This window comes from Streptomyces sp. NPDC048411, from assembly GCF_040704695.1.
Taxonomy (GTDB): Bacteria; Actinomycetota; Actinomycetes; order Streptomycetales; family Streptomycetaceae; genus Streptomyces.
In genome coordinates this window covers 1-24028 of sequence record NZ_JBEZKL010000110.1, presented here as the reverse complement: position 1 = coordinate 24028, position 24028 = coordinate 1, and the positions used below count along the sequence as shown (strand labels likewise).

Genomic DNA, 24028 nt, shown 5'->3' with positions numbered 1-24028 from the left:
CGGGCCTCGCCCGCGGATCCACCCCGAACCGGCGCGACACCTGAACCAGGAACCGAACGCGACTGCCGGGACGAGACGCTCTTTCAGCTGTCGAAGTCGACGGTCAGGGTGTCGGACACGGGGAACGTCTGGCAGGTGAGTACGTAGCCGGCGTCGACCTCGGAAGGTTCGAGCGCGTAGTTGCGGCGCATGTCGGCCTCGCCGTCGGTGACCAGAGCACGGCAGGTGCCGCACACGCCGCCCTTGCAGGCGAAGGGCATGTCGGGGCGTACCCGCGTCGCTCCGTCCAGGATCGTCGTCTCACGGGAGAGCGGGGACGTGGTGGAGCGGCCGTCGAGCGTGATGGTGACTTGGCTGACCGGACCGTCGGCCGTGGCGTCCTCGTGGCGGACGGTGCGGACCGGCTCGTCATCGGCGAAGAACAGTTCCCGGTGCACGCGGTCCGCGGGGACACCGAGGTTCCCGAGGAGCTTCTGCGCGTCCCGGACCATGCCGTGCGGACCGCACAGCCACCAGTGGTCCGCGCCACGGACGTCGACGAGCCCGTCGATGAGCGCGGCGAGGCGCTCGGCATCCAGGCGCCCCGACAGCAGTTCGGCCTCGCGCGGTTCACGGGACAGGACGTGCCCGAGCTGGAAGCGGGTGCGGTAGAGGTCCTTCAGCTCCGCGAGTTCGTCGGCGAACATCACCGTGTCGGTGCGGCGGTTGCCGTAGAAGAGCGTGACCCGGGAGCGGGTGTCCGCGGCCAGGACGGACTCGGCTATGGACAGCATCGGGGTGATGCCGGAGCCGGCGGCGATCAGAACGTGGTGGCCCGGTTCGGTGAGGTCGGGGGTGAAGGCGCCGGTCGGGGCCATCACCTCGATCGTGTCCCCGGGGCGTACGTCATTGACGAGCCAGGAGGAGAAGAGTCCGCCGGGCACGACACGCACTCCGATGCGGGGGCGGGCGCCGACGGGAGAGCAGATGGAGTACGAGCGTCGCTCGTCGCGCCCGTCGACCTCGCGGCGCAGCGTGAGCGACTGGCCGGGCCGGTAGGCGAACTCCTCCGCCAGCTCGTCGGGTATGTCGAAGCTGATGGCGGCGGCGTCCTCGCACAGCGGCTGCACCGCGGCGACCCGCAGCGGGTGGAAGGCCGGGCGACGGCGCGTTCGCGCGGGGGCGGCGGACGCGGGGGTGTCCGTCGTGGTGGTCGGGGCCATCAGATCTCCTTGACGTACTCGAACGGCTCAAGACAGCTGCGGCAGCGCCACAGCGCCTTGCAGGAGGTGGCGGCGAAGCGGGACGTCTCCTCGGTGTCCGACGACCCGCAGCGGGGGCACGCCACCGTGCGGCGCGTGACCGACAGCTCCAGCGGCACGGGCCCGCCGGTGCGGCGGGGCGCGGTGCCGGGGGGCGCGATGCCGGCCTCGGCGAGCTTGCGGCGGCCCTCGGCTGTGATCCAGTCCGTCGTCCACGGCGGGTCGAGAACGGTGCGGATCTCCACCTGCGCGAAGCCGGCCGCCCGCAGCCGCGCGGCGACGTCGGCGCGCATCTCCGCCATGGCGGGACAGCCCGAGTAGGTGGGCGTCAGTCCTGCGACGACCGTGCCGTCCGGCCGCACCTCGACCGCGCGCAGGACGCCGAGGTCGGCCAGGGTGAGCATGGGCAGCTCCGGGTCCGGGACCTGTTCGGCCACGCGCCGGGCCCGGCGCTCGTCCAGGGCGGTCACCATGTCGCGTCCGGGTGGGCGCGGGCCACGCTCTGCAACTCAGCGAGCAGCGGGGCCAGGTGCTCGGTGTGGTCGCCTTCCCTGCCCTGTCCGGGCAGGGACCCGGCCTCCGGCAGGCGCAGCCCGGCGGCGTCGAGGACCTGCTGCAGCACCGCCGTCGTCTCCTCCCGCACCTGCGCGGGGTCGACACCGAAGTCCGGCCGGTGCGTGAAGAGTTCGCCCAGGTACGGGGCGACATCGGCGAGCGCCTGCCGCATCCGCCGGAGGGACTCCTCCGTGCCGTCGCCCAGCCGCAGCGTCCAGTCGGCCGCGAACTGGCGGTGGTACGCGAGTTCGTTGACCCCCTTGGCGGCGATGGCCTTCAGGACCGGGTCCTGCGCGGTGTCCGCAAGCCGCTCGAAGACAGCCAGGCGCCAGCTGGACATGACCAGCAGTCGGGTGATGGAGAACGCGAAGTCCCCGTTGGGGAGTTCGGCGAGCCGGACATTGCGGAAGTCCTCCGCGTCACGGGAGTAGGCGTATGCGTCCTCGCCCCGGCCGGTGCCGTCCACCTGGCCGGCCCGCGCGTACAACAGGCGCGCTTGGCCGAGCAGATCGAGGCCGATGTTGGCCAGGGCCACCTCCTCCTCGAGCTCGGGGGCGCGGGTGCACCACTGGGCCAGGCGCTGGGCCCCGACCAGGGCGTCGTCCCCGAGGGCCAGGCAGCAGGCGGCCAGCTCGGCGGGGTCGACCGTGGCGGGCACGGTCGTGTCGACGCCGTGCAGCGGGTCCTCGAAACCGGTGCCGAAGGCCCAGCGGGCGTCCGAGTTCCCGTGCTCCTCGCCCAGGGACAGGTAGACGTGGTCGTCAGTGACGTCGCTCATGCCGTCCTGCTCCTAGATGTGGGGGACATCGTCGGGGATGTCGTAGAAGGTGGGGTGGCGGTAGACCTTGTCGGCACTGGGCTTGAAGAAGGGGTCCTTCTCGTCGCGCGTGGAGGCGGCTATGTCCTCCGAGCGCACCGCCCATATGCTCACGCCCTCGTTGCGCCGGGTGTACAGGTCGCGGGCGTGGCTGAGCGCCATGGCGTCGTCGGCGGCGTGCAGCGAGCCGACGTGGACGTGGTTCAGGCCGCGCTTGCCGCGGATGAACACCTCGTAGAGCGGCCAGCTGTCCTTCGTGCCTTCGGTGTTGCTCATGTCACCGTTCCTTCCTGAATGTTCCGGGCTTGCATGGCTGCCCGCTTGGCCGCGTGGGCGGAGGCCGCCTCGCGCACCCAGGCGCCTTCCTCGTGGGCGGCCCGCCGCCGCGCGACGCGCTCCTTGTTGCAGGGCCCGTCACCGGTGATCACGCGCTGGAGCTCGGACCAGTCGGGGGTGCCGAAGTCGTGGTGGCCGCGCTCCTCGTTCCAGCGCAGCTCGGGGTCGGGCAGCGTCACGCCCAGCTTGGCGGCCTGCGGGACGGTCATGTCGACGAAGCGCTGGCGCAGCTCGTCATTGCTGTGCCGCTTGATCTTCCAGGCCATCGAGGCGGCGGAGTTGGGGGAATCGCCGTCGGGCGGGCCGAACATCATCAGGGACGGCCACCACCAGCGGTCCACCGCATCCTGCACCATCTCGCGCTGGGCGTCGGTGCCCCGCATCATCGTCATCAGCAGCTCGTAGCCCTGACGCTGGTGGAAGGACTCCTCCTTGCAGATCCGCACCATCGAGCGGGCGTACGGACCGTAGGAACTGCGGCACAGCGGCACCTGGTTGCAGATCGCCGCGCCGTCCACGAACCACCCGATCACGCCGACGTCGGCGAAGGTCGGCGTCGGGTAGTTGAAGATCGACGAGTACTTCTGGCGACCCTCGATCAGGCGCTCGGTGAGGTCCGCGCGGTCGGCGCCCAGGGTCTCGGCCGCCGAGTACAGGTACAGGCCGTGTCCGGCCTCGTCCTGGACCTTCGCGAAGAGGATGGCCTTGCGTCGCAGCGACGGGGCCCGGGTGATCCACTCGCCCTCGGGTTGCATTCCGATGATCTCCGAGTGGGCGTGTTGCGCGATCTGCCGGATCAGCGTCTTGCGGTAGCCCTCGGGCATCCAGTCCCGGGGCTCGACCCGCTGGTTCCTCGCGATCGTCGCGTCGAACCGCTCCTGGAGCTCAGGCTCCCCGCAGCCGCCCGGCGCTGCGCCGTGTGACGTGGTCATCGATACCAGCTTCCCTACCGACCATTCGTTCGGTACACAGTCTGACGAATTTTCCCAGCCCCGGCAACCCCCGGACCGGGATCAATGAACCGACGGGCGGCCGTCGGTACCGACGGCCGCCGCCACGCTCAGCGGCCCTCGAAGGACGGCTTCTCCTTGGCGAGGAACGACCGCACCGCGGCACGGTGGTCCCGCGTGGCACCGAGGCGCTCCTGCACTGCCGCCTCGCGCTCCAGTACAGCGCCGAGATCGGCCCCGGCCGCCGCGTCCCGCAGCAGTGCCTTGACCTCGCCGTACGCCGCGGTGGGCCCGGCCGCCAGCCGCCGCGCCAGCGACAGCCCCTCCGCCGCGGCCTGACCGTCCGGCACGACCTGGTGCACCAGCCCCCACCGCTGCGCTTCCTCGGCGTCGAAACGGTCTCCGAGCAGCATCAGGGCGGCGGCGCGCGAGGGGCCGACCGCGTGGGACAGCGACAGGCTCAGCCCGCTGTCCGCGGCCAGTCCGATCCCGGTGAACGCGGTCGAGAAGCGTGCGCCGGCCGAGGCCACCCGCAGGTCGGCGCAGAGCGCGAGCCCGAGCCCCGCCCCGACGCAGGCGCCCTCGACCCCCACGACCACCGGCTGGGGCAGCGCGTGGAGCGCTTCGACCAGCGGGTTGTACTCGGCGCGCACCACGGCGAACGCCGATGCCGGCCTGGTCTCCAGGGCCTCGGCGTGCTCCTTGAGGTCCTGCCCGACGCAGAAATTCCTGCCCTGGGCGGTCAGCAGCACCGAGCGGACGAGTTCCCCGTCGCTCAGCACCCGGCGCACGGCGGCCAGCAGCTCGAACCGCAGCGACGCGTCGAGCGCGTTGCCCGCGGAGGGCCTGCGCAGCTCGATCACCGCGACGCCGCCGTCGAGGGTGTAGCCGACGCCAGGCCCGGCCTCCCCGGATTCGGCCGCTCCCGTTGTGGTCACTGCCATGTGTAGAACCCCTGCCCCGACTTGCGGCCCAGTTCGCCCCGGGCGACCTTGTCGCGCAGCAGCTGCGGCGGGGCGAAGCGCTCCCCGAGTGTCGCGTGCAGGTACTCGGCGATGGCCAGGCGGACATCGAGTCCGACCAGGTCGGTGAGGCGCAGCGGACCCATCGGGTGCTTGTAGCCGAGGCTCATCGCGTCGTCGATCGCCTCCGGCTCCGCGACCCCCTCCTCGACCATGCGGATCGCCTCCAGGCCGAGCGCCAGGCCGAGGCGGCTGCTGGCGAAGCCCGGGGAGTCCTTGACGACGACGTCCTTCTTGCCGAGCGCATGGGTCCAGCCCAGGGCGGCCCGCACGACCTCGGGCGAGGTGTCCGGTGCGGCGACGATCTCGACCAGCTCGGAGGCGGGCACGGGGTTGAAGAAGTGCATGCCGAGGAAGCGGCCCGGCTCCCTCAGCACCAAGGCCAGTTCGGTGACCGAGAGGGAGCTCGTGTTGGTGGCCAGCACGGTCGACTTGTCCACCGCCTGTTCGGCCGCGGCAAGCAGCCGGGCCTTGAGGGCGGCGTTCTCCGGAACGGCCTCGACGACCAGCTCGGTGCCCGGAGGCAGCCCGTCGACCGATTCCACGGTCGTGACCCGGGCGAGCACCTGTTCGGCGGGCTCGGCGAGCTTGCCGCGCTCGGCGGCCCGCTGCAGCCCGGCGGCGATCCGGTCCAGGGCGGCGGCCGCGGCCTCCGCACCGCCCTCCACGACGGTCACGGACGAGCCGATGGCCGCGAACGACTGCGCGATACCGGCCCCCATCCGGCCGCCGCCGATCACGCCCACGACGGTGGGTACGGTCGGACTGCTCATGTCTTGCTCCTGTTCTTCTTCTCCAAGAAGCGCGTCATACGGTCCTGCTTGTCCTGGCCTTCGAAGAGCACGGCCTGCGCCAGGTCATCGGCGACCGGGTGCGCGCCCGGCGCGTCGACGACGAGCTTCGTCAGGCGCAGCGCCACGGCCGAGGAGCGCGCCATGCGGTCGAGCAGCGCGTGCGCCTCGTCCAGCAGCTTCTCCGCGGGTACCACGTCGATGACGAGCCCTGCGGCCAGGGCCGCCCGAGCGTCCAGATTGCGGCCGGCGAGCAGTACCTGCTTGGCGACGGACTCGCCCACCAGCTCCGGCAGCCGCCAGCAGGCGCCGGCCGCCGCGAGTATGCCGAGCCCCGGCTCCGGATTGCCGAAGACGGCGTCGGGCCCCGCGATGCGGATGTCGCAGGCGTACGACAGCTCGGCGCCGCCGCCCAAGGCCCAGCCGTCGACGGCGGCAACCGTCGGCATGGGCAGCCTGCGCACCCGCTCGAACAGACGGCTGTTGATCCCCTGCAGCGCTTCCTCCCGGCCGCGCCGCAGCAGCTCCGCGATGTCGGCGCCGCCCGCGAAGACTCCGCCGTGGCCGGTGAGCAGCAGCAGCTTCGCATCGCGTTCCAGCAGGTCACAGACCGTGTGCAGTTCGCGGATCATCAGCCCGCTGATGGCGTTGCGCGCCTCGGGGCGGTGCAGGGTGACCACGACCCGGTCCTCGCGCTCCTCGACGAGAAGAGTCTCGTACGTCGTCCCGCTCATACCCGCTCCACCAGCATCGCCATGCCCTGCCCCACGCCCACGCACAGCGTGGCCAGGCCCCGGCGAGCGTCCTCGCGCTCCAGGCGGCCCAGCAGCGTGAGGAGGATACGGGCGCCCGAGCAGCCCAGCGGATGGCCGAGCGCGATGGCACCGCCGTCGGCGTTGACCTTGTCCTCGTCGAGCTTGAGACGGCGGATGACGGCGAGCGCCTGCACGGCGAAGGCCTCGTTGAGCTCGATGGCGTCCAGATCGGCGGTCTGCCAGCCGGCGCGGGCGAGTGCCTTCTCCGTGGCGGGAACCGGCCCGAGGCCCATGATGTGGGGCTGCACACCGGCGGAGGCGGAGGCGACGACCCGGGCGCGCGGGGTGAGCCCGTAGCGTTCGACGGCCGTCGCGCTCGCCACCACCAGGGCCGCGGCCCCGTCGGACAGCGGCGAGGAGGAGCCCGCGGTGACGGTGCCGTCCTTGCGGAAGATCGTGCGCAGGGAGCCCAGCTTCTCCAGCGTCGTCGACGGACGCGGCCCCTCGTCGCGCCCCACGAGGCCGTCCTTCACCGGGACCGGCACGATCTCGCGGTCGAAGTGTCCGGCCTCCTGCGCGGCGACGGCGCGCCGGTGGCTGCGCAGCGCGAAGGCGTCGGACTCGGCGCGGGTGATGCCGTCGAGCGCGGCGACCTCCTCGGCCGTCTCGCCCATCGACAGGGTCACCTTCACCGTCTCCGGCCCTGCCCCGGCGGGCACCGCGCGATCGGCGGCGGCGAAGCGCGGGTTGGTGAAGCGCCAGCCCAGAGACGTGTCGTGCAGTTCGCCCGGCTTGGACCAGGGGGTGCCCGGCTTCTCCATGACCCATGGGGCCCGGGTCATGGACTCCACACCGCCCGCCACGACCAGATCGGCCTCGCCGGACCGGATCGCCTGGGCCGCCGAGGCGACCGCGGTCAGGCCCGAGGCGCACAGCCGGTTGACCGTGTAGCCCGGCACAGTGTGCGGAAGTCCGGCGAGGAGCACGGCCATGCGCGCCACGTCGCGGTTGTCCTCGCCGGCCTGGTTCGCCGCGCCCAGAATGACCTCGTCCACGGCCTCGGCCGGGATCGCGGCGCGGCGGACGGCCTCACCGACCACCAGCGCCGCCAGGTCGTCGGGGCGTACGGAGGCCAGGGCGCCGCCGTAGCGGCCCTGCGGGGTGCGGGCCCCGTCGATCAGGTAGACCTCGTCAGGCATGGGTGCCCTCCTGGAGGGTGACGGGGCGGCGCGACTGCAGCGTCGCGAAGCGGCCCGTGACGAATGCGGGATCGGACAGGGTGGCGCTGGCCGCGGGGTTGGCGGCGCTGCCGTGGAAGTCGCTGAACGCTGCGGACTGGTTGACGAAGACGCCGCCCGTGAGGTTCTCCGACAGGTGCACTCCCGCGTCCAGGGCCGCCGACTCGGCCGCGGCCAGGACCTCTTCGCTCGTGGAGTGCACGGCGGCGGTGAGCGCGCCGTGGGCGCGCACCGTCTCACGGAAGATCCGCAGGCTGTGCTCGGTGGAGTCGGTGGCGATGACGAAGGAGACGGGTCCGAACCACTCTCGGGTGTACGTCTCGTCGTCCGCCCCCGCGTCGAGGCGCGCGACCAGCGGCGTACGGACGGTGGCCGCCGGGTATTCGGGGTGCTCGACCGGCTGCGAGGGGTGGACGGTGCTGCCCAGTGCCGAGGCCTTCTCCAGACGCTCACGCACGCCGTCGTTGACGAGGGCGCCGAGCGTGCCGGCCGCCCTGTCCGGGTCGCCGAGCAGCTTGTCCAGCGCGGCGCCCAGATCCGCGGCGAACGCGTCGGCCGTCTTGACCCCCTGGTCGGTGGCGATGCCCTCGCGGGGGATCAGCAGGTTCTGCGGGGTGGTGCACATCTGCCCGCTGTACAGGGACAGCGAGAACGCCAGATTGCCCAGCAGCCCGCGGTAGTCGTCGGTGGAGTCGAGGACGACCGTGTTGAGGCCCGCCTTCTCCGTGTACACGGCGGCCTGACGCGCGTTCGTCTCCAGCCAGTCGCCGAACTCGGTGGAGCCGGTGAAGTCGATGATGCGGACGTCCGGGTGGAGCGCGAGGAAGCCCGCGGTCCGCTCGCCCAGCCCCTCGGCGGCGAGGACGACGAGATTGGGGTCGAAGCCCGCCTCGACCAGGACCTCGCGGGCCGTGCGCACGGTGAGCGCCAGCGGCAGCACGGCGCCCGGATGCGGCTTGATCACGACCGGGTTGCCGGTGACCAGGCTGGCGAACAGGCCCGGGTAGCTGTTCCACGTCGGAAAGGTGTTGCAGGCGATCAGCAACGAGACACCGCGTCCGACCGGGGTGAACTTCTTGTCCATCGCCAGCGCAGCGCCCTTGCGCTGGGGCTTGGTCCAGCGGGCCGACTCCGGGTGCCGCTTCTGCTCGGCCCAGGCGTAGGCGACGGCCTCCAGGCCGCGGTCCTGCGCGTGCGGGCCACCCGCCTGGAACGCCATCACGAAGGCCTGGCCGGTGGTGTGCTGCACGGCGTGCGCGTTCTCGAAACTGGCCGCGTTCAGCCGGGCCAGGATCTCGACGGCGACTCCCGCGCGCACATCGGGTCCCGCCTCTCGCCAGGGGCCGGTGGCCGCCTTGGCGGCGGCCACCGCCGCCTCCGTCGCGACGCGGGGGTAGGTGATCCCGAGCGCGAAGCCGTAGGGGGAGGTCTCGGTGGCCTGTACGGTCCCGTCGCCGGGGTGTCCGGGCAGCTCGAACGGCTTGCCCAGCTGATTCCGGAAGGCGGCCTCGCCGAGCTTCGCGGCCTCCTCGCCGTACACCGACTTGCTGGGCGACTCCGGATACGGCGTCCAATGGTCCCGGCTAGCGGTGGCTGCGACGGCCTTTTCCAGCAGCTCACGGTGGCGAGCGAAGAAGTCAACGGGCTCGGGAGTGTTGCGGGGCATGCGGTCCACCTCTTGACAGGCAGTGGTGATGCTTGATTACTTGGCGACTCCGACGCTAACCGAATGTTCGGTCGGTACACAAGGTGGTGGAAAACGTGACGCAGGCCACCGACGTGGCTCTCGGTCCGGTGGAGACGATGTTCGCCGCGGACCAGGCTTCCCGGAATCTCGGCATCGAGCTGGTGCAGCATGGTGAGGGGACCGCCGTGCTGCGCGTGACCGTGACGCCGGCGATGGTCAACGGGCACAGGATGGCCCACGGCGGTTATCTCTTCCTGCTCGCCGACACCGCCTTCGCCTGCGCCTGCAACAGCCACGGACCCGTGACCGTCGCGGCTGCGGCCGACATCGTCTTCATCGCCCCGGCCCACGAGGGCGACGTCCTCGAGGCGACGGCCTGCGAGCGCACCCGGTTCGGCCGCAGCGGGATCTACGACGTGACCGTCCGGCGCATCCATGGCGGTCCGCGCGAAGCGCGGGCCACTGAGGGCGGTGGCGGGACAGCGGCGGGCGAGGTGATCGCGGAGTTCCGCGGGCGCAGCCGCAGCATTGGAAGCACGAAGACGAAGGAGTCGCAATGAGCAGCGAACTGATGGCCCCGGCGGACCAGGGGCCCCGCCTGGGAGAGCCCCTCCCGGACGAGCTGCTGGACAGCGCCGAGCGCATGACACGCGAGCAGCTCCGGCAGCTTCAGCTCGAACGCCTCCAGGCGACGCTGCGACACGCCTACGACAACGTCGAGCTGTACCGCAAGAAGTTCGACGCAGCCGGCGTGAAGCCCGATGACTGCCGCTCCCTGGACGACCTTGCCCGGTTCCCCTTCACCACCAAGGCCGATCTGCGGGACACCTATCCCTTCGGCATGTTCGCCGTCCCCATGCCCGACGTCCGGCGCATCCACGCTTCCAGCGGCACCACCGGCCGCCCCACCGTGGTCGGCTACACCGAGAACGACCTGTCGATGTGGGCCGACGTCGTCGCCCGCTCCATACGCGCCGCGGGCGGCCGACCGGGCCACAAGGTCCACGTCTCGTATGGCTACGGCCTGTTCACCGGCGGCCTCGGCGCGCACTACGGCGCCGAGCGGGCCGGGTGCACCGTGATCCCCGCCTCGGGCGGCATGACCGCGCGCCAGGTGCAGATCATCCAGGACTTCAAGCCCGAGATCATCATGGTCACGCCCTCCTACATGCTGACGCTGCTCGACGAGTTCGAGCGGCAGGGCGTGGACCCGCGGACCAGCTCCCTGAAGATCGGTATTTTCGGCGCCGAGCCGTGGACGGAGGCGATGCGCCGCGAGATCGAGGAGCGCATGGACATCCACGCCGTCGACATCTACGGCCTGTCCGAGGTCATGGGCCCGGGTGTGGCGCAGGAGTGCGTGGAGACCAAGGACGGACTGCACGTCTGGGAGGACCACTTCTACCCCGAGATCGTCGATCCGCTCGCGGACGCCGTCCTGCCCGAGGGGGACAGCGGCGAGCTGGTCTTCACCTCGCTCACCAAGGAAGCGCTGCCGATCATTCGCTACCGCACGCGCGACCTCACGCGCCTGCTGCCCGGCACCGCACGGCCTGCCTTCCGCCGTATGGAGAAGATCACCGGCCGCAGCGACGACATGATCATCCTGCGGGGTGTGAACGTCTTCCCGAGCCAGATCGAGGAGATCGTGCTGCGTGTGCCCGATGTCGCCCCGCACTTCCAGATCGAGCTGACGCAGCGCGGCCGCATGGATCACATGACGGTCCACGTCGAGGCCCGTCCCGGCGCCGGCCCGGAGCAGCGCGAGGCGGCTGTCAAGACGATCGCCAAGGGCGTGAAGGACGGAGTGGGCGTCAGCGTCGAGGTGTGCGTGGTCGAGCCGGAGTCCCTGGAGCGCTCGGTCGGCAAGATCCGCCGGGTCAAGGATCTGCGCCGGGGGTGACCCTCGGCCCTTGTCACAATGGACCGGTGAGCAGAACGCCTGTACAGAGCGCCGCCGCCCGTCGGGGCCGCCCCAGCTACGACCGTGACTCCCTGCTGGAGGTCGCGGTCGTGGTCTTCAACGAGCGCGGCTACGACGGCACCAGCATGGAAGAGCTGGCCAGGCGCCTGGGCCTGAGCAAGTCGAGCATCTACCACCATGTCTCCGGCAAGGAGGAACTGCTCGACCTCGCCGTCAGCCGCGCCCTGAACGCGCTGTTCGCCGTACTCGACGAGGACCAGGACCCCCGGACCTCGGCCACCGCGCGCCTGGAGCGGATCGTCCACCGCAGCGTCGAGGTTCTGGCCACCGAACTGCCCTATGTGACGCTGTTGCTGCGGATCCGCGGCAACAGCGCGGCGGAACGGCGGGCGCTGGAGAGGCGGCGTGAGTTCGACCATCGAGTGGCCGAACTCATGGCCCGAGCGACAGCCGAGGGCGGCGTACGCGGCGACATCGATCCCCACCTGGCCGCCAGGCTGCTGTTCGGAACGGTCAACTCCCTCATCGAGTGGTACCGCCCGGACGGCGACGTACCCGTGTCGGCACTCGCGACGGCCCTGACGCGCGTGCTCTTCGACGGCCTGCACCACGAAAACTGAACCCAGCACCTCGACACCGCCCATGTGAGGGCCCAAGAAGGCATTCCCCACATGCCATGGCCGACGAGGCCCGGCCGACCGGCAGCGGTCCTCGGGCCGCAGGGTGCAGGGCGTTCGCCGTCACCGAGCGGTCCGCCCCGATCACGGGAGAGGTCGCACACAACGCATCCACGCCATCGACGCCGACAAGAAAGGCCCACGCTACGAAGCCCTGGGCATCACTGTTGGCTACGAACCCGCGCCGAGGGCCGCGACCGCAAGGTCGAGGCCCTCGCTTCCGTATCGTTGCAGGGAGCGTCCGAGGGGGGACACGCGCCATACGCACACGCCCTCACCGTGACCGCGTCCGAGATGCGGATCGGATCACCGCGCTCCGGCGTAGGCGGCCTGGACCTGGGCGTACAAGCTGCCTACGGCGGCCATACCGCCTGCCACACCGCGAACGAACCCCGCGCGGTTCAGGTACTCGACGTCACTGGCCCCGTGTCCGCAACCTGGCAACGCGTAGCAGCGCCGACCTGCTCAGCACCGGCCCGCCTTGTCACTGAAGTACTGAGGAGCGGTGGTACTGGTCCGGGACGTGGACGTCGCCGCCGAGGCCGCGGGCGGCGTGCCGGGCCCAATAGGGGTTCCGCAGCAGTTCGCGGCCGAGGAGGATCGCGTCGGCTTCGTCGTTGGCGAGGATCTTCTCGGCGTGCTCGGGTTCGGTGATGAGGCCGACGGCGGCGACGGGAAGGGTGGTCTCGTTCTTGACCCGGGCGGCGAAGGGGACCTGGTAGCCGGGGGCGGTGGGGATGCGGACGCCGGAGGCGTTGCCGCCGGTGGAGACGTCGAGGAGGTCCACGCCGTGCTCCTTCAGCAGGGCGGCGAAGCGGACGGTGTCGTCGGCGGTCCAGCCGTTGTGCTCGAGCCAGTCGGTGGCGGAGATACGGAAGAACAGCGGGAGGTGATCGGGCCAGACGGCACGCACGGCGTCGACGACTTCGAGGGCGAAGCGGGTGCGGTTCTCGAAGGAGCCGCCGTAGGCGTCGGTGCGCCTGTTGGAATGGTGGGAGAGGAACTCCCCGATGAGGTAGCCGTGGGCGCCGTGGACCTCGACGACCTCGAATCCCGCGTCCAGCGCGCGGCGTGCGGCGTCCGCGAACTGCCCGACGATTTCCTGGATCTCATCGGTGGTCAGCTCAATGGGTACCGGGTGGCCATCGGCGAAGGCCACGGCGCTGGGGCCCAACGGCTGCCACCCGTGTTCGCCGGGCCCGACCGGGGCGCCGCCCTTCCAGGGGCGGTCGGTGCTGCCCTTGCGTCCGCTGTGAGCGATCTGGATTCCCGGGGTGGCGCCCTGGGTCTTGAGGAAGTCGGTGATCCGGCGCAGGGTCTCGGCCTGGTGGTCGTTCCAGATACCCAGGTCGTAGGGGGAGATCCGGCCCTCAGGGCTGACCGCGGTCGCCTCGAGGAGGATGAGTCCGGTGCCGCCGGTGGCGCGGGCTGCATAGTGGGCGAAGTGCCAGTCGTGCGCGACGCCGACCTCGGGACCTTCGGGGGCGGCGGAATATTGGCACATGGGGGCCATCCAGATGCGGTTCGGGATGGTGAGCGAGCGCAGGGTGTAGGGCTCGAAAAGGACACTCACGGCAGACTCCGTTTCGCCGGGAACGGCAGGATCGCTAGTACGATACATCTCGTAGTACGAGATTCGTCAAATTACGAAGGTTCTCGTACAACGAGACTCACGTGCATGAGGCCCCTCCCGGCTTCGGACGCTGCTGGTCCGGCTTCGGGAGGGGCCTCATGCACATGCGGGTCGGTCCTTCAGGATTCAGCCGCGGCGCCGCAGCGCGATCTCCGCATCGGCGTCGTAACCCTGGGTCCAGCTGCGTCCGGCGCCCGACTTCCAGGTGATGTGGGCCGTGGCCCCGTCGACCCTGACCGCTTCCACGGTCATGGCCCGGTCGCCGTCCCGTACATCGCCGCGACGCAGCTGCCCCGCCTTGACCGTCACGGGCTCAGCCGACTGCGCGCTCTCCGCCTCGTCCGCCGCACGAACGAGAGCCGCAGCCAGCTCCCGGGCCCGGGCAGGGGTGCAGGTCAGTGAGAGCTCCCCCGAAGGACCCGCTGCCCGGACCTCGACCCCAGCCGCAACGGGGGTCACGCCCAGGGTCGCACCGCGTCCGTCGGTGTCCTCGATCTCACTCTTCATCGCTCTGCTCTCCCCTTGCCCGTCCCCCGGCTCGCTTCGGCCGGAGGCCCTCCGGCGGGCCCAGGTGGCTGGGCTTGAGGCCGCCGGTGTCGACCACCAGGTTCTGCAGCACCATCGTCGGGTCGACCATCCAGAATTTCAGCACATGCACCCCGGCTCGGACCGGTGATGAGGGCCGTAGCCGGGGAAGCTCTCCCGGACGACGCCGCGGTCCGGAGCGGTCCGGCCTCCTTCCGCGCTCTGACGTCGACGCTTTCGTCGAGACGGCCGTGCGTGCTCACAGGGGAGGCAGATGAGGAGGCCGCAGCCTGACCCCGCACCGGAACTACACGTACGACATTTTGTGTGGACATAGCGGGTAAACAGGAGCCATGGGAGGCTTTGGCGGATATACCTCAAGGCTCCGACGATCGAACACTGGGCGCTCCCGCACCCTGCTCGGCGTACGCACCGTGGCAGGGGAAGTCCTGCTGCTGGAGCTGGTGCTCGTGGTGCTGCTCGTCGCCACGGCGGCGTTCTCGCTCGTGCTGCAGGCCCGGAGCGCCGCCGTTCACGATGCCGAGAGAGGTTCGTACGCCGTCGCCCAAACGTTCGCTCACTCCCCTGGCATCGTGGCGGCGCTGGACAGCCCTGATCCCACCGCGGTGCTGCAGCCGCTCACTGAGGAAATCCGGAAAACCACCCACGTCGACAGCGTCGTCGTGGCCGACGCCCACGGTATCCGCATCACCCACCGCGATCCCGCGCTGATCGGCAAGCACCTCGTCGGCCCGTACAAGGAGGCGCTTCTCGGGCATGGCTTCACCCGTACCTTCACGGGGAGCCGGGGGCCGGCCGTGAACTCGGTGGTGCCCATACCGAGGGCCGACGGCTCGACCGCCGGCCTGGTGTCCGTGGGCATCGCGATCAATAACGTGAACAGAATGGCCGACCGCGAACTGCCGGTGCTGGTCGGCGCCGCGGTGGCCGCGCTTGCCCTCACCTCCGGCGGTGCGGCACTGATCAGCCGACGTCTGCGGCGGCAGACGCATGGCCTCGGCCCCGCCGAGATGACGCGGCTGTATGAGCATCACGACGCGGTGCTGCACTCCGTGCGCGAAGGTGTCCTCATCATCGACGGCGACAGGCGGCTGCTCCTGGCCAACGACGAGGCCCGGCGGCTGCTGGGCCTGCCCGCGAACGCCGAGGGGCTTCCGGTGACAGACATCGGCCTGCCTCCTCCCCTCGCGGAACTGCTCGCCTCCGGCCGCAGCGCCTCCGACGAGGTGCGCATGGCCGGCGACCGGCTGCTGGCCGTCAATCTGCGGCCCACCGACGAACATGGCGGACCTGCCGGGACGGTCGCGACCCTGCGGGACACAACGGAACTGGCCGCACTTGCCGACCGGGCCGCAGAGGTACGGGAGCGGCTGCTTCTGCTGCACACGGCTGGTGCGCACATCGGTACGACGCTGGATGTGACCCGGACTGCGGAGGAGCTGGCGCACGTGGTGGTCCCTCGCTTCGCCGACTTCGCCTCGGTCGACCTCGCCGAGCCGGTGCTGCGCGGTGAGGAACCGTCGGTACCGCTCGGCACTGTGCTGGACCTGCGGCGTACAGCTGTGGCAGGCATGCGCGTCGGCCACCCCTTCTACCCGATCGGAGGGGTCGTCGGGTTCGTTCCCACCAGCCCGGCGGCCCTGGGACTGATCCCTGGGCACACCAAGCTGGTGCCGGACCTGTCCGCCGAACGGGGGTGGCTGGGGGCCGACCCCGAGCGGGCGGCGAGGATCATCGCGTACGGTGTCCACTCCCTGATCTCCGTTCCGCTGCATGCACGCGGTGCGGTCCTGGGCATGGCGAACTTCTGGCGCTCGGAGAATCCGGACCCCTTCGACGAGGACGATCTGACGTTCGCCGAGGAACTGGTCGCCCGGGCGGCCATCTGTATCGACAACGCCCGCCGCTACACGCGCGAGCACGAGATGGCGGTGACGCTGCAGCGCAGCCTGCTGCCCCGCGGCCTGCCCGAACAAGCTGCTCTCGACGTCGCCTACCGCTATCTGCCGGCTCAGGCGGGGGTGGGCGGTGACTGGTTCGACGTCATTCCGCTGCCCGGTGCCCGCGTCGCGCTGGTCGTCGGTGACGTCGTCGGGCACGGTCTGCACGCCGCCGCGACGATGGGCCGCCTGCGCACCGCGGTCCACAACTTCTCCGCACTGGACCTTCCGGCCGACGAGCTCCTCGCTCGCATCGACGAAGTGATCGCGCGCATCGACCGGACGGAGAACACCGACGGCGGGCGCGCGGAGATCACGGGGGCCACCTGCCTGTACGCCGTCTATGACCCGGTGGCCGGCACCTGCTCCGCCGCCCGGGCCGGTCATCCCGGTCCCGTCCTGGTACTGCCCGACGGCACGGTGCAGTTCCCCGACGTCCCCGCAGGCCTGCCCCTGGGCATCGGCGGACTGCCCTTCGAGGCGATGGAGCTGTCCCTGCCGGAGGGGAGCCGTATGGTGTTCTACACCGACGGTCTCGTCGAGTCGCGCGAGCGGGACTTCGCCACCGGACTCGACACGATGCGCGAAACGCTGGCCGGACAGCACCGGACTCCGGAAGAGACCTGCGACGATCTGATCTCTGCGCTCCTGCCCACACCTCCGGGTGACGACGCCGTCCTCCTGGTGGCCGCCACCCACATCCTCGCCCCCTCCCGTGTCGGCGAATGGGACGTCGAGCCCGACCCGTCGGCCGTCGCCGGGGTCCGCAAGGACGTGTCCCAGTGGCTCATCGACCGGGGGCTGGAGGAAGAGACCTTCGCCACCGAGCTGATCCTCAGTGAGCTGGTCACCAACGCCATCCGCTACGGCGTCCCTCCCATCCGGGTCCGGATGCTGCACGACCGTGCTCTGATCTGCGAGGTGTCCGACTCCAGCAGCACCGCACCGCATCTGCGCTATGCGTCGACGACGGACGAGGGTGGCCGCGGACTGTATCTCGTCGCCCAGTTCGCGGATCGCTGGGGCACCCGCTATACAGCCGAGGGCAAGGTCATCTGGTCCGAACAGACACCGGGCGCGAGTGGTGCGCCGGCATTCGAGTGGACCGATGAGGCCCTGGGCCTCTGAGCACGCCACCAGCAGAGCCGTCGCCACGCCGTGGGGGGCGCCCCAGTGCCCCTCCCAGCAGGCTTTGCCTCGTCGCGCCGCCCGGCACGCACGCTCGCCGCGTCGGCCTGGGGCCCTGGTAGCTCCTTCCCCAAGCTCTCAGCTTCGTTCGAGCAGGGAGACCCCACCCAAGGACATCCGGCCGCCTTGCGATCGCACGCACCGGACGACGCTCCCCATGGCGCACACACTGCTGGTCACGGCACTGCGCGGACGAAACACTGTCCGTCGCGCAGCCGCGGAAGGGCACGCGCGGCAACAACCCCGGCGGGTGCCTCGTGTCCAGGGTGGCGGACCGGCTTCGTCGGGCCCGGTTCCACCTCGGTGACGGCCGTGCGGAAGCGGCGCCCATGTTCTGCCCGCCGAGGCTCTGCTCGCCCTGCTGGGCCGGATCGGCTCACGGCATGTGCGGGACCAGACGGAGGACGACGGGAGCATCGCCCGGGTCCTTACCGCGCCCGCCGCCACGGACACTCAGCCGCGATAGACATCGAGACGGCCGCACATCCCGAACTTTCCGTATGCCGATGGCTGTTGGGCATGCACGCAGGCGGCCGCGAGATGGCCGCCGTCCCCCCGAGCCAAGGCGTCCAGCTGGTCGCCGGTTGCCCGGGACGCGGCTGCGGCACCCTGTTCCCAGCGCCCCCGCCAGTCATGCGTCCGATGCCTCACGAGCACGGCGGCCGCCCGGTGGAAGGCGGCGAGCGCCTCGGTGTCGCCCGCCTCCGTGGCCCGGCGCAGCGCCAGAAACCCCTGGATGGCGAGGTCGCGGCGGGCACGGGCGGCGCCTTCCTGTTCCGGCTCGGAGCCGTCGACGGGCAGAGCAACGGCCGCGCGATACGTGTCGGGGTCCGTCAGGAAGCGGGGCGGGAGGGTGAGCACGGCGTCGCCCGCCTCGGGCAGTCCGCTGTTCTGCATGAGAACGACGATGCGCAGGTCGTCGTCGTTGACGAGCCGGTGGATCGTACCGGGGGTGAACCACACCAGCGAACCGGCGACCAGGGGCGTCTGCCGGAAGCCGGACACGGTGAGCGTCTGCACCGAGCCCGTGCCCCCGACCACCACATACCCCTCGGAACAGGTGAGATGGAGGTGGGGCGTGCCGCCGCGCAGTCCGTCCTCGGTGGGCCAGTCGTACACCCTGAGGTGGGAGACGGCCACGGCGCCGGGCAGTCCGTCGAAGGTCTCCACGGGCGCTCCTCGGTCCGGTTCGTCTGCTGTTCGTCGGGGGGCGATCGAGGACCCACCGAATGGGCAAGCGCTTTCTACGAGGAAGTTACGGCCCGCCCGGGACGGCGGTCAAGGGTGCCCCGACCGTATCGGCCGCGACCCGGGGTGCCGGACCGCGACCCGCCCTCGCACTCGCCGTCCGACCTGTGCAAACGCCTACTCTGCGGGCCGCTGTCAGTGGCCGGGTGCAAACTGGCCCGTATCCGTCACAAAGGCGTTTCAGGAGGTGTCGGCGATGCCCGACGTACTGCTCACTGTGGGAACCCGCAAAGGACTCTTCATCGGCCGCAGACGCCGTGGCACATGGGAGTTCGACGACCCGCATTTCAACGCGCAGGCGATCTACTCCATCGCCATCGACACCCGCGGGCAGGCCCCCCGGCTGCTCGTCGGCGGGGACAGCGCGCACTGGGGACCCTCGGTGTTCCACTCCGACGATCTGGGCGCGACCTGGGTCGAGCCGAAGCAACCGGCGGTGAAATTCCCCCAGTTCACCGGGGCCTCGCTGGAGCGGGTCTGGCAGCTGCACCCGGCCGGGGCGGAGGCGCCGGATGTCGTGTACGCGGGGACGGAGCCTGCCGCACTGTTCCGCTCCGAGGACCGCGGGGAATCGTTCGAGCTGGTGCGCCCGCTGTGGGAGCATCCGACGCGCTCGAAGTGGGTCCCGGGCGGGGGCGGCGAGGGGCTGCACACGATCCTGACCGATCCGAGGGACGCGCAGGCGGTGACCGTCGCGGTCTCCACGGCCGGGGTGTTCCGCACCAAGGACGGCGGAGCGAGTTGGGCCCCGTCGAACAAGGGGGTGTCGGCGGTCTTCCTGCCGGATCCGAACCCGGAGTTCGGCCAGTGCGTCCACAAAATCACCCGGGATGCGGTCGATCCGGACCGGCTCTATCTCCAGAACCACTGGGGTGTGTTCCGCAGTGACGACTCCGGGGACAACTGGACGGATATCGGCGAGGAGCTGCCCTCCGACTTCGGCTTCGCCGCGGCCGCGCATCCGCACCGGGCGGAGACGGCGTACGTCTTCCCGATCAACGCGGATGCCGACCGCGTGCCGGCCGAGCACCGCTGCCGGGTGTTCCGTACGAGCGACGCGGGCAACAGCTGGGAGCCGCTGTCCGCCGGACTGCCCGAGGAGACGCATTACGGCACAGTGCTGCGCGACGCCCTCTGCACGGACGACGCCGATCCGGCAGGGGTCTATTTCGGCAATCGCAACGGCGAGGTGTACGCGAGCGGGGACGACGGGGACAGCTGGGAGCAGCTCGCCTCGCATCTGCCGGACGTCCTCTGTGTACGGGCGGCGGTCGTCGGCGGTTGATCACCCCGGTCGTATGAGCAGTAGAGTGCGGCCCGTGGCAGCACGACCGTTGAAAGAAATCATCGAGCCGGGATGGGCGCAGGCCCTGGATCCCGTGGCCGAACGCATCGCCGCGATGGGCGACTTCCTGCGCGCGGAGATCGCCGCGGGGCGCACCTATCTGCCCGCAGGGCAGAATGTGCTCCGGGCGTTCCAGCAGCCGTTCGACGAGGTGCGGGTCCTGATCGTCGGTCAGGACCCCTACCCCACACCGGGACATGCGGTGGGACTGAGTTTCGCCGTCGCGCCGGAGGTCCGGCCGTTGCCGGGCAGCCTGGAGAACATCTACCGGGAACTTCACACCGACCTGGGGCTGCCCCGGCCGTCCAACGGTGATCTGACGCCCTGGACCCGCCAGGGGGTGCTGCTGCTCAACAGGGCCCTGACCACGGCGCCCCGTAAGCCGGCGGCGCATCGCGGCAAGGGCTGGGAAGAAGTGACCGAGCAGGCGATCCGGGCGCTGGTGGCGCGCGGAACACCGCTGGTGTCCGTCCTGTGGGGGCGCGACGCCCGCAATCTGCGGCCGCTGCTGGGGGACCTCCCGGCGATCGAGTCCTCGCACCCCTCCCCCATGTCCGCGGACCGTGGGTTCTTCGGCTCGCGGCCGTTCAGCCGGGCCAATGAACTGCTGGAGCGCCAGGGCGCCCGGCCGGTCGACTGGCGGCTTCCGTGACCGCCGCCGCGGGGTCGTACGTCCTCGGAGTGGACTCGGGCGGTTCCGGGCTCCGAGTGGCGCTCGGCGCGATCGGGGCCGAGAAGCCGGTGGCGACGGTGGTCTGCGTCGAGCCGGTACGGACCGGTCCGGCCGGGATCGATGCCGGACACCTGCTGGAGCAGCTTCTTCCGGCCGTCGACGAGTTGCGGGCGCAGGCCGGGGAGCGGGCGGAGGCGGCCGCAGGCTTGTCCGTCGTCGCCGTGGCGATCGGCGCCGCCGGCATGGCGACGCTCGGGGACCAGTTGCGCGCGGAGCTGCCCGCGGCGCTGGAGCAGGCACTCGGGGTGCAGCTGCTGGCGCTGGCCGCCGACGCGGTGACGGCGTACGCGGGAGCGGTCGGGCAGCGGCCGGGAGCCGTCGTCGCGGGCGGCACCGGCATGATCGCGCTGGGGACGGATCTGACGAGCTGGCGCCGGGCCGACGGCTGGGGTCATCTCCTCGGCGACAGCGGCGGCGGTGCCTGGATCGGGCGGGCCGGGCTCGACGCGGCGATGCGCGCCCATGACGGGCGGCGCGGCGGTTCGGTCGCGCTACTGGCCCGGCTGGAGGCGGTGTTCGGTCCGGCGCCGGAGCTGCCCGGTCTGCTCTATCCGCGCACCGACCGCCCGGCACTGCTGGCCTCGTTCGCCCCCGAGGTCGCCGCGTGCGCCGGGGACGATCCGGTCGCCGCGGGCATTCTGCGGGACGCCGCCGGCCATATCGCGGAGGCGGCCGCCGCGGTGTGCCCGGAGCACGGGGCAGCCGACGAGCCGTGCGAAGTGGCCCTGACGGGTGGCTTGTTCCGGATGGGCGATCCACTCCTTGTACCCCTGCGTGAAGAGCTCGCCCGGCAACTGCCGCAGGCGCGGACGGTCCCCGGTTCGGGTGATCCGCTGACCGGTTCGCTGCGCATCGCCGAGGCGATGGCCACCGGTGAGCTGCGGTTGCCGCTCCACCCGACACTGCTGTGCGTACCCGCGTACGGGCCCGGGCGGGGGCGACCGTAAGGGGCGACAGAGCAGGGCAGTTGGCCGGTAAGCCATTGATCGGATAAAAGCGGACAGATAACGCCCGACTGGACCCTCCCCGAACAGCGGGGCACCCAAAACCAGTAGCATGCGGCGCCATGAGCACCCCCACTGGGCCCGCTTCCGGCCTGCCTGTACGAATGCCGCGACCTCGCCAGTCCGGACGGCACCGCCGCCCGGAGCCCGTGGTCGCACCCGAGGGCGCTGCCGCGCTCGTTCTCACTGTTCCCGGTACCCCCTCTTCGGCCACACGCAGTCTGGCCGAAGAGGTGATCAGCATTGCCCGTTCCGAGCTGCCCGGTCTCCATGCCCGGATCGGTTACCTCGACGGCGACGATGCCGAGTACCCCACGCTCGCCTCCGTACTCGCGGACTCCGCCGCCGAGCGCATCGCGCGCTTCGAGCAGGCGAAGGCCGCGGGCCGTGAGGCCGCCGAGCCCGAGGGCCCGGCCGCCGTCGTGGTGCCGCTGCTCGCGGGACCGGACAACGCCCTGCTCCGGCGGATACGTCAAGCCGTCATGGACAGCCATGCGCCGGTCGAGCTGACCGATGTGCTCGGCCCACACCCGCTGCTCGCCGAAGCGCTGCACGTACGCCTCTCCGAGGCCGGCCTGGCCCGCGCGGACCGCGCCAGGCTGTTCACCGTGGCCACGGCCGCGGACGGGATCGTGCTGGCCACCGTGGGTGGCGAGGAGGCCGTGCAGGCCGCGGGGATCACCGGCATGCTGCTGGCCGCCCGCCTCGCGGTGCCGGTGATGGCCGCTGCTCTCGATGTCGAGGGTTCGGTCGCGTCCATCGCCGACCAGCTGAAGGCCTCCGGTTCGGTGCAACTGGCCGTGGCGCCGTACCTGGTGGGTCCCGAGGTGACCGAGGGGCTGCTGGACGCCGCCGCAAAGGAGGCGGGCTGCGCGACGGCCGAGCCGCTCGGCGCGTACCCGGCGATCGGCAAGCTCGTCCTGTCGCTGTACACGACGGCGCTCGGCATCGCCCCGGTGACGCCGCAGGGAACCCAGGCCCACTGACCTGATCAGCACGGAGCAGCGGGCCCGTACCGGACGTTCGACCGGTACGGGCCCGCTGTGTCGGCTGTCTCCGCCACCCCGGGGCGGACGGTGGGTCGGGTCAGGCGAAAATCACGCAGGAGGCGGCAGGAGCGGTCAGGGAACCCGTGCGGCGTGGGATGCCGGTGCTCGGGTCGACGGCGAACCAGCTGACGTTCCCGGACCTCTCATTGGCCGCGTACAGCCACTGCCCGGTGGGGTCGAGGGCGAGGTCGCGCGGCCAGTGGCCACCGCAGCTCACGGTCGTGACCAGGGACGCCTTCTCGCGTGTCGCGTCGAGGGTGAGGACGGCGATGCTGTCGTGTCCTCGGTTGGCGGCCCAGAGGAAGCGGCCGTCGCGCGAGACGACGAGCTCGGACGGGTGGACGACCGCGTCCGCGTCGGCGGCCACGTCCTCGGGCACGACGGTCGTTTCGCCGACCGGTGCGAGGGTTCCGGTGGCGGCTTCCCACCGGCAGACGGTGACGGTCGGTTCGAGTTCGTTCAGGACGTAGGCGTGGGTGCCTGCGGGGTGGAAGGCCAGGTGGCGCGGTCCGGTGCCCGGTCGCAGCGCCGTCTCGTCGTGCAGCCGCAGCGTGCCGGTGCTCGGATCGAGGGCGCAGATGCGTACGGAGTCGGTTCCGAGGTCCACGCTCAGCACCCAGGCGCCCGACGGATCAGCGAGCACCTGGTGGGCGTGCGGGGCCAGCTGACGGGCCGGGTGCGGTCCGCTTCCCTCGTGCCGGAGCACGGAAGTGGCGGCTTCCAGCGATCCGTCGGCGCGCACGGGGAGGGCGGTGACGCTGCCGGAGCCGTAGTTGGCGGTGATCAGGTGTCCGCCGGTCAGTGCGAGGTGGGTGGGTCCGCTGCCGTCCACCGGCCGGATCCCGCCGAGCAGCCGCGGCTCGTCGCCGGTGATGTCGAGGGCGGCGGCCGCGCCGGACTCGGTCTCGCTGACCGTGTAGAGGGTGGTGGAGCCGGGGCCCAGGGCGAGATACGAAGGATCGGCGACGATGTCCGTGGCGCCGAGGACGGTCAGCGCCCCGGTCTCCCGGTCCACGGCCGCGACGGTGACTCCCCGACCGCCCGCCGACGTGAACGACCCTATGTATGCCCGTCCCGCACCGTCGCTGCTCACCGCTTCTGCCCCTCTCCGCCGACTGATCACGATGGCTCGGACCGCCGTGATCTTCCGGGGCGACGGTAGCAGTGGCCCTTGTGCGGTCCAGTGCCGTGACCGGCAGTGTGTGCCCCATGAGGAGCGTCGTCCGGTGCGTGCGGAGCCGGGAGGGGCACGGGACTAGGGCGTGTTTCGAAAGTAGCGTCGTCCGCCCGTAGGGCGGGCCAGGCGGCGTCTGGTGCGTGCGATCGCAAGGCGGAGGGTCGCCCCGATA

General features: G+C 71.2%; 23 protein-coding genes. 8 read left to right on the top strand and 15 right to left on the bottom strand.

From position 1 onward, the window contains the following. Positions 1 to 83: 83 nt before the first annotated feature. The 10 genes from paaE to paaN all read right to left on the bottom strand — a co-directional run bounded on the left by paaE (position 84) and on the right by paaN (position 9371). Positions 84 to 1202, bottom strand: coding sequence for a 1,2-phenylacetyl-CoA epoxidase subunit PaaE (gene paaE, locus AB0915_RS29370; RefSeq protein WP_366693959.1), 1119 nt, complete (start codon positions 1200 to 1202; stop codon positions 84 to 86). Then, positions 1202 to 1714, bottom strand: coding sequence for a 1,2-phenylacetyl-CoA epoxidase subunit PaaD (gene paaD / locus AB0915_RS29365; protein WP_366693958.1), 513 nt, complete (start codon positions 1712 to 1714; stop codon positions 1202 to 1204). Before paaD ends, paaE begins: the two co-directional genes overlap by 1 nt. After that, on the bottom strand, positions 1708 to 2574 hold the full coding sequence (gene paaC, locus AB0915_RS29360) for a 1,2-phenylacetyl-CoA epoxidase subunit PaaC (RefSeq protein WP_366693957.1): 867 nt from the start codon (positions 2572 to 2574) through the stop codon (positions 1708 to 1710). The genes paaD and paaC overlap by 7 nt, the downstream gene beginning before the upstream one ends. Before the next feature lie 12 nt (positions 2575 to 2586). Beyond that, positions 2587 to 2889, bottom strand: a complete 303-nt coding sequence (paaB, locus tag AB0915_RS29355) for a 1,2-phenylacetyl-CoA epoxidase subunit PaaB (protein WP_358860600.1) — start codon at positions 2887 to 2889, stop codon at positions 2587 to 2589. Beyond that, on the bottom strand, positions 2886 to 3881 hold the full coding sequence (paaA, locus tag AB0915_RS29350) for a 1,2-phenylacetyl-CoA epoxidase subunit PaaA (protein WP_366693956.1): 996 nt from the start codon (positions 3879 to 3881) through the stop codon (positions 2886 to 2888). The genes paaB and paaA overlap by 4 nt, the downstream gene beginning before the upstream one ends. Before the next feature lie 128 nt (positions 3882 to 4009). Further along, the gene (locus tag AB0915_RS29345; protein WP_366693955.1) at positions 4010 to 4843 is read right to left on the bottom strand and encodes an enoyl-CoA hydratase-related protein; all 834 of its coding nucleotides are present in this window, start codon (positions 4841 to 4843) and stop codon (positions 4010 to 4012) included. Then, the gene (locus AB0915_RS29340) at positions 4834 to 5694 is read right to left on the bottom strand and encodes a 3-hydroxyacyl-CoA dehydrogenase family protein (RefSeq protein ID WP_366693954.1); all 861 of its coding nucleotides are present in this window, start codon (positions 5692 to 5694) and stop codon (positions 4834 to 4836) included. The genes AB0915_RS29345 and AB0915_RS29340 overlap by 10 nt, the downstream gene beginning before the upstream one ends. Then, positions 5691 to 6446, bottom strand: a complete 756-nt coding sequence (locus AB0915_RS29335; RefSeq protein ID WP_366693953.1) for an enoyl-CoA hydratase/isomerase family protein — start codon at positions 6444 to 6446, stop codon at positions 5691 to 5693. The genes AB0915_RS29340 and AB0915_RS29335 overlap by 4 nt, the downstream gene beginning before the upstream one ends. Next, entirely contained in the window at positions 6443 to 7666 is a 1224-nt protein-coding gene (locus tag AB0915_RS29330; protein WP_366693952.1) for a thiolase family protein, read from the bottom strand. Before AB0915_RS29330 ends, AB0915_RS29335 begins: the two co-directional genes overlap by 4 nt. Then, a complete protein-coding gene (gene paaN / locus AB0915_RS29325) occupies positions 7659 to 9371 on the bottom strand; it encodes a phenylacetic acid degradation protein PaaN (protein ID WP_366693951.1) in 1713 nt (570 codons plus the stop codon). Before paaN ends, AB0915_RS29330 begins: the two co-directional genes overlap by 8 nt. Positions 9372 to 9466: 95 nt before the next feature. On the opposite strand from paaN, the gene paaI reads away from it, so the two are divergent. Genes paaI through AB0915_RS29310 form a run of 3 tightly spaced genes read left to right on the top strand, consistent with a single transcriptional unit; the run spans position 9467 to position 11936 of the window. Next, entirely contained in the window at positions 9467 to 9952 is a 486-nt protein-coding gene (gene paaI / locus AB0915_RS29320) for a hydroxyphenylacetyl-CoA thioesterase PaaI (protein WP_366693950.1), read from the top strand. Continuing rightward, complete coding sequence (gene paaK, locus AB0915_RS29315; RefSeq protein WP_366693949.1) at positions 9949 to 11295, top strand: phenylacetate--CoA ligase PaaK; 1347 nt, start codon at positions 9949 to 9951, stop codon at positions 11293 to 11295. Before paaI ends, paaK begins: the two co-directional genes overlap by 4 nt. A 26-nt stretch (positions 11296 to 11321) precedes the next feature. Then, positions 11322 to 11936, top strand: coding sequence for a TetR/AcrR family transcriptional regulator (locus AB0915_RS29310; RefSeq protein WP_366693948.1), 615 nt, complete (start codon positions 11322 to 11324; stop codon positions 11934 to 11936). A 541-nt stretch (positions 11937 to 12477) separates the two neighbouring features. On the opposite strand, the gene AB0915_RS29305 is transcribed toward AB0915_RS29310, so the two are convergent. The 3 genes from AB0915_RS29305 to AB0915_RS29295 all read right to left on the bottom strand — a co-directional run bounded on the left by AB0915_RS29305 (position 12478) and on the right by AB0915_RS29295 (position 14284). After that, positions 12478 to 13566: an NADH:flavin oxidoreductase/NADH oxidase gene (locus AB0915_RS29305; RefSeq protein WP_366693947.1), complete on the bottom strand. Its 1089-nt coding sequence runs from the start codon at positions 13564 to 13566 to the stop codon at positions 12478 to 12480. Positions 13567 to 13752: 186 nt separating this feature from the next. Beyond that, positions 13753 to 14133: a hypothetical protein gene (locus tag AB0915_RS29300; protein WP_366693946.1), complete on the bottom strand. Its 381-nt coding sequence runs from the start codon at positions 14131 to 14133 to the stop codon at positions 13753 to 13755. Then, positions 14123 to 14284: a hypothetical protein gene (locus tag AB0915_RS29295; protein WP_366693945.1), complete on the bottom strand. Its 162-nt coding sequence runs from the start codon at positions 14282 to 14284 to the stop codon at positions 14123 to 14125. The genes AB0915_RS29300 and AB0915_RS29295 overlap by 11 nt, the downstream gene beginning before the upstream one ends. A 220-nt stretch (positions 14285 to 14504) precedes the next feature. Between AB0915_RS29295 and AB0915_RS29290 the strand changes: the two genes are divergently transcribed. Continuing rightward, complete coding sequence (locus AB0915_RS29290; protein ID WP_366693944.1) at positions 14505 to 17240, top strand: SpoIIE family protein phosphatase; 2736 nt, start codon at positions 14505 to 14507, stop codon at positions 17238 to 17240. 513 nt (positions 17241 to 17753) lie between these two features. Here AB0915_RS29290 and AB0915_RS29285 read toward each other — a convergent pair. After that, entirely contained in the window at positions 17754 to 18470 is a 717-nt protein-coding gene (locus AB0915_RS29285) for a cupin domain-containing protein (protein ID WP_366693943.1), read from the bottom strand. Positions 18471 to 18744: 274 nt separating this feature from the next. Here AB0915_RS29285 and AB0915_RS29280 point away from each other — a divergent pair, with 274 nt between their 5' ends. The 4 genes from AB0915_RS29280 (at position 18745) to AB0915_RS29265 (ending at position 22616) form a co-directional block, all read left to right on the top strand. After that, a complete protein-coding gene (locus AB0915_RS29280) occupies positions 18745 to 19833 on the top strand; it encodes an exo-alpha-sialidase (protein WP_366693942.1) in 1089 nt (362 codons plus the stop codon). 34 nt (positions 19834 to 19867) lie between these two features. Further along, positions 19868 to 20545 (top strand): uracil-DNA glycosylase, encoded by a 678-nt coding sequence (locus tag AB0915_RS29275; protein ID WP_366693941.1) that lies wholly within the window; start codon positions 19868 to 19870, stop codon positions 20543 to 20545. Continuing rightward, the gene (locus AB0915_RS29270) at positions 20542 to 21573 is read left to right on the top strand and encodes a BadF/BadG/BcrA/BcrD ATPase family protein (RefSeq protein WP_366693940.1); all 1032 of its coding nucleotides are present in this window, start codon (positions 20542 to 20544) and stop codon (positions 21571 to 21573) included. Before AB0915_RS29275 ends, AB0915_RS29270 begins: the two co-directional genes overlap by 4 nt. Positions 21574 to 21692: 119 nt before the next feature. Beyond that, positions 21693 to 22616, top strand: coding sequence for a hypothetical protein (locus AB0915_RS29265; RefSeq protein WP_366693939.1), 924 nt, complete (start codon positions 21693 to 21695; stop codon positions 22614 to 22616). A 100-nt stretch (positions 22617 to 22716) separates the two neighbouring features. Here AB0915_RS29265 and AB0915_RS29260 read toward each other — a convergent pair whose 3' ends face one another. Then, entirely contained in the window at positions 22717 to 23772 is a 1056-nt protein-coding gene (locus tag AB0915_RS29260) for a lactonase family protein (RefSeq protein WP_366693938.1), read from the bottom strand. Positions 23773 to 24028 lie beyond the last annotated feature (256 nt).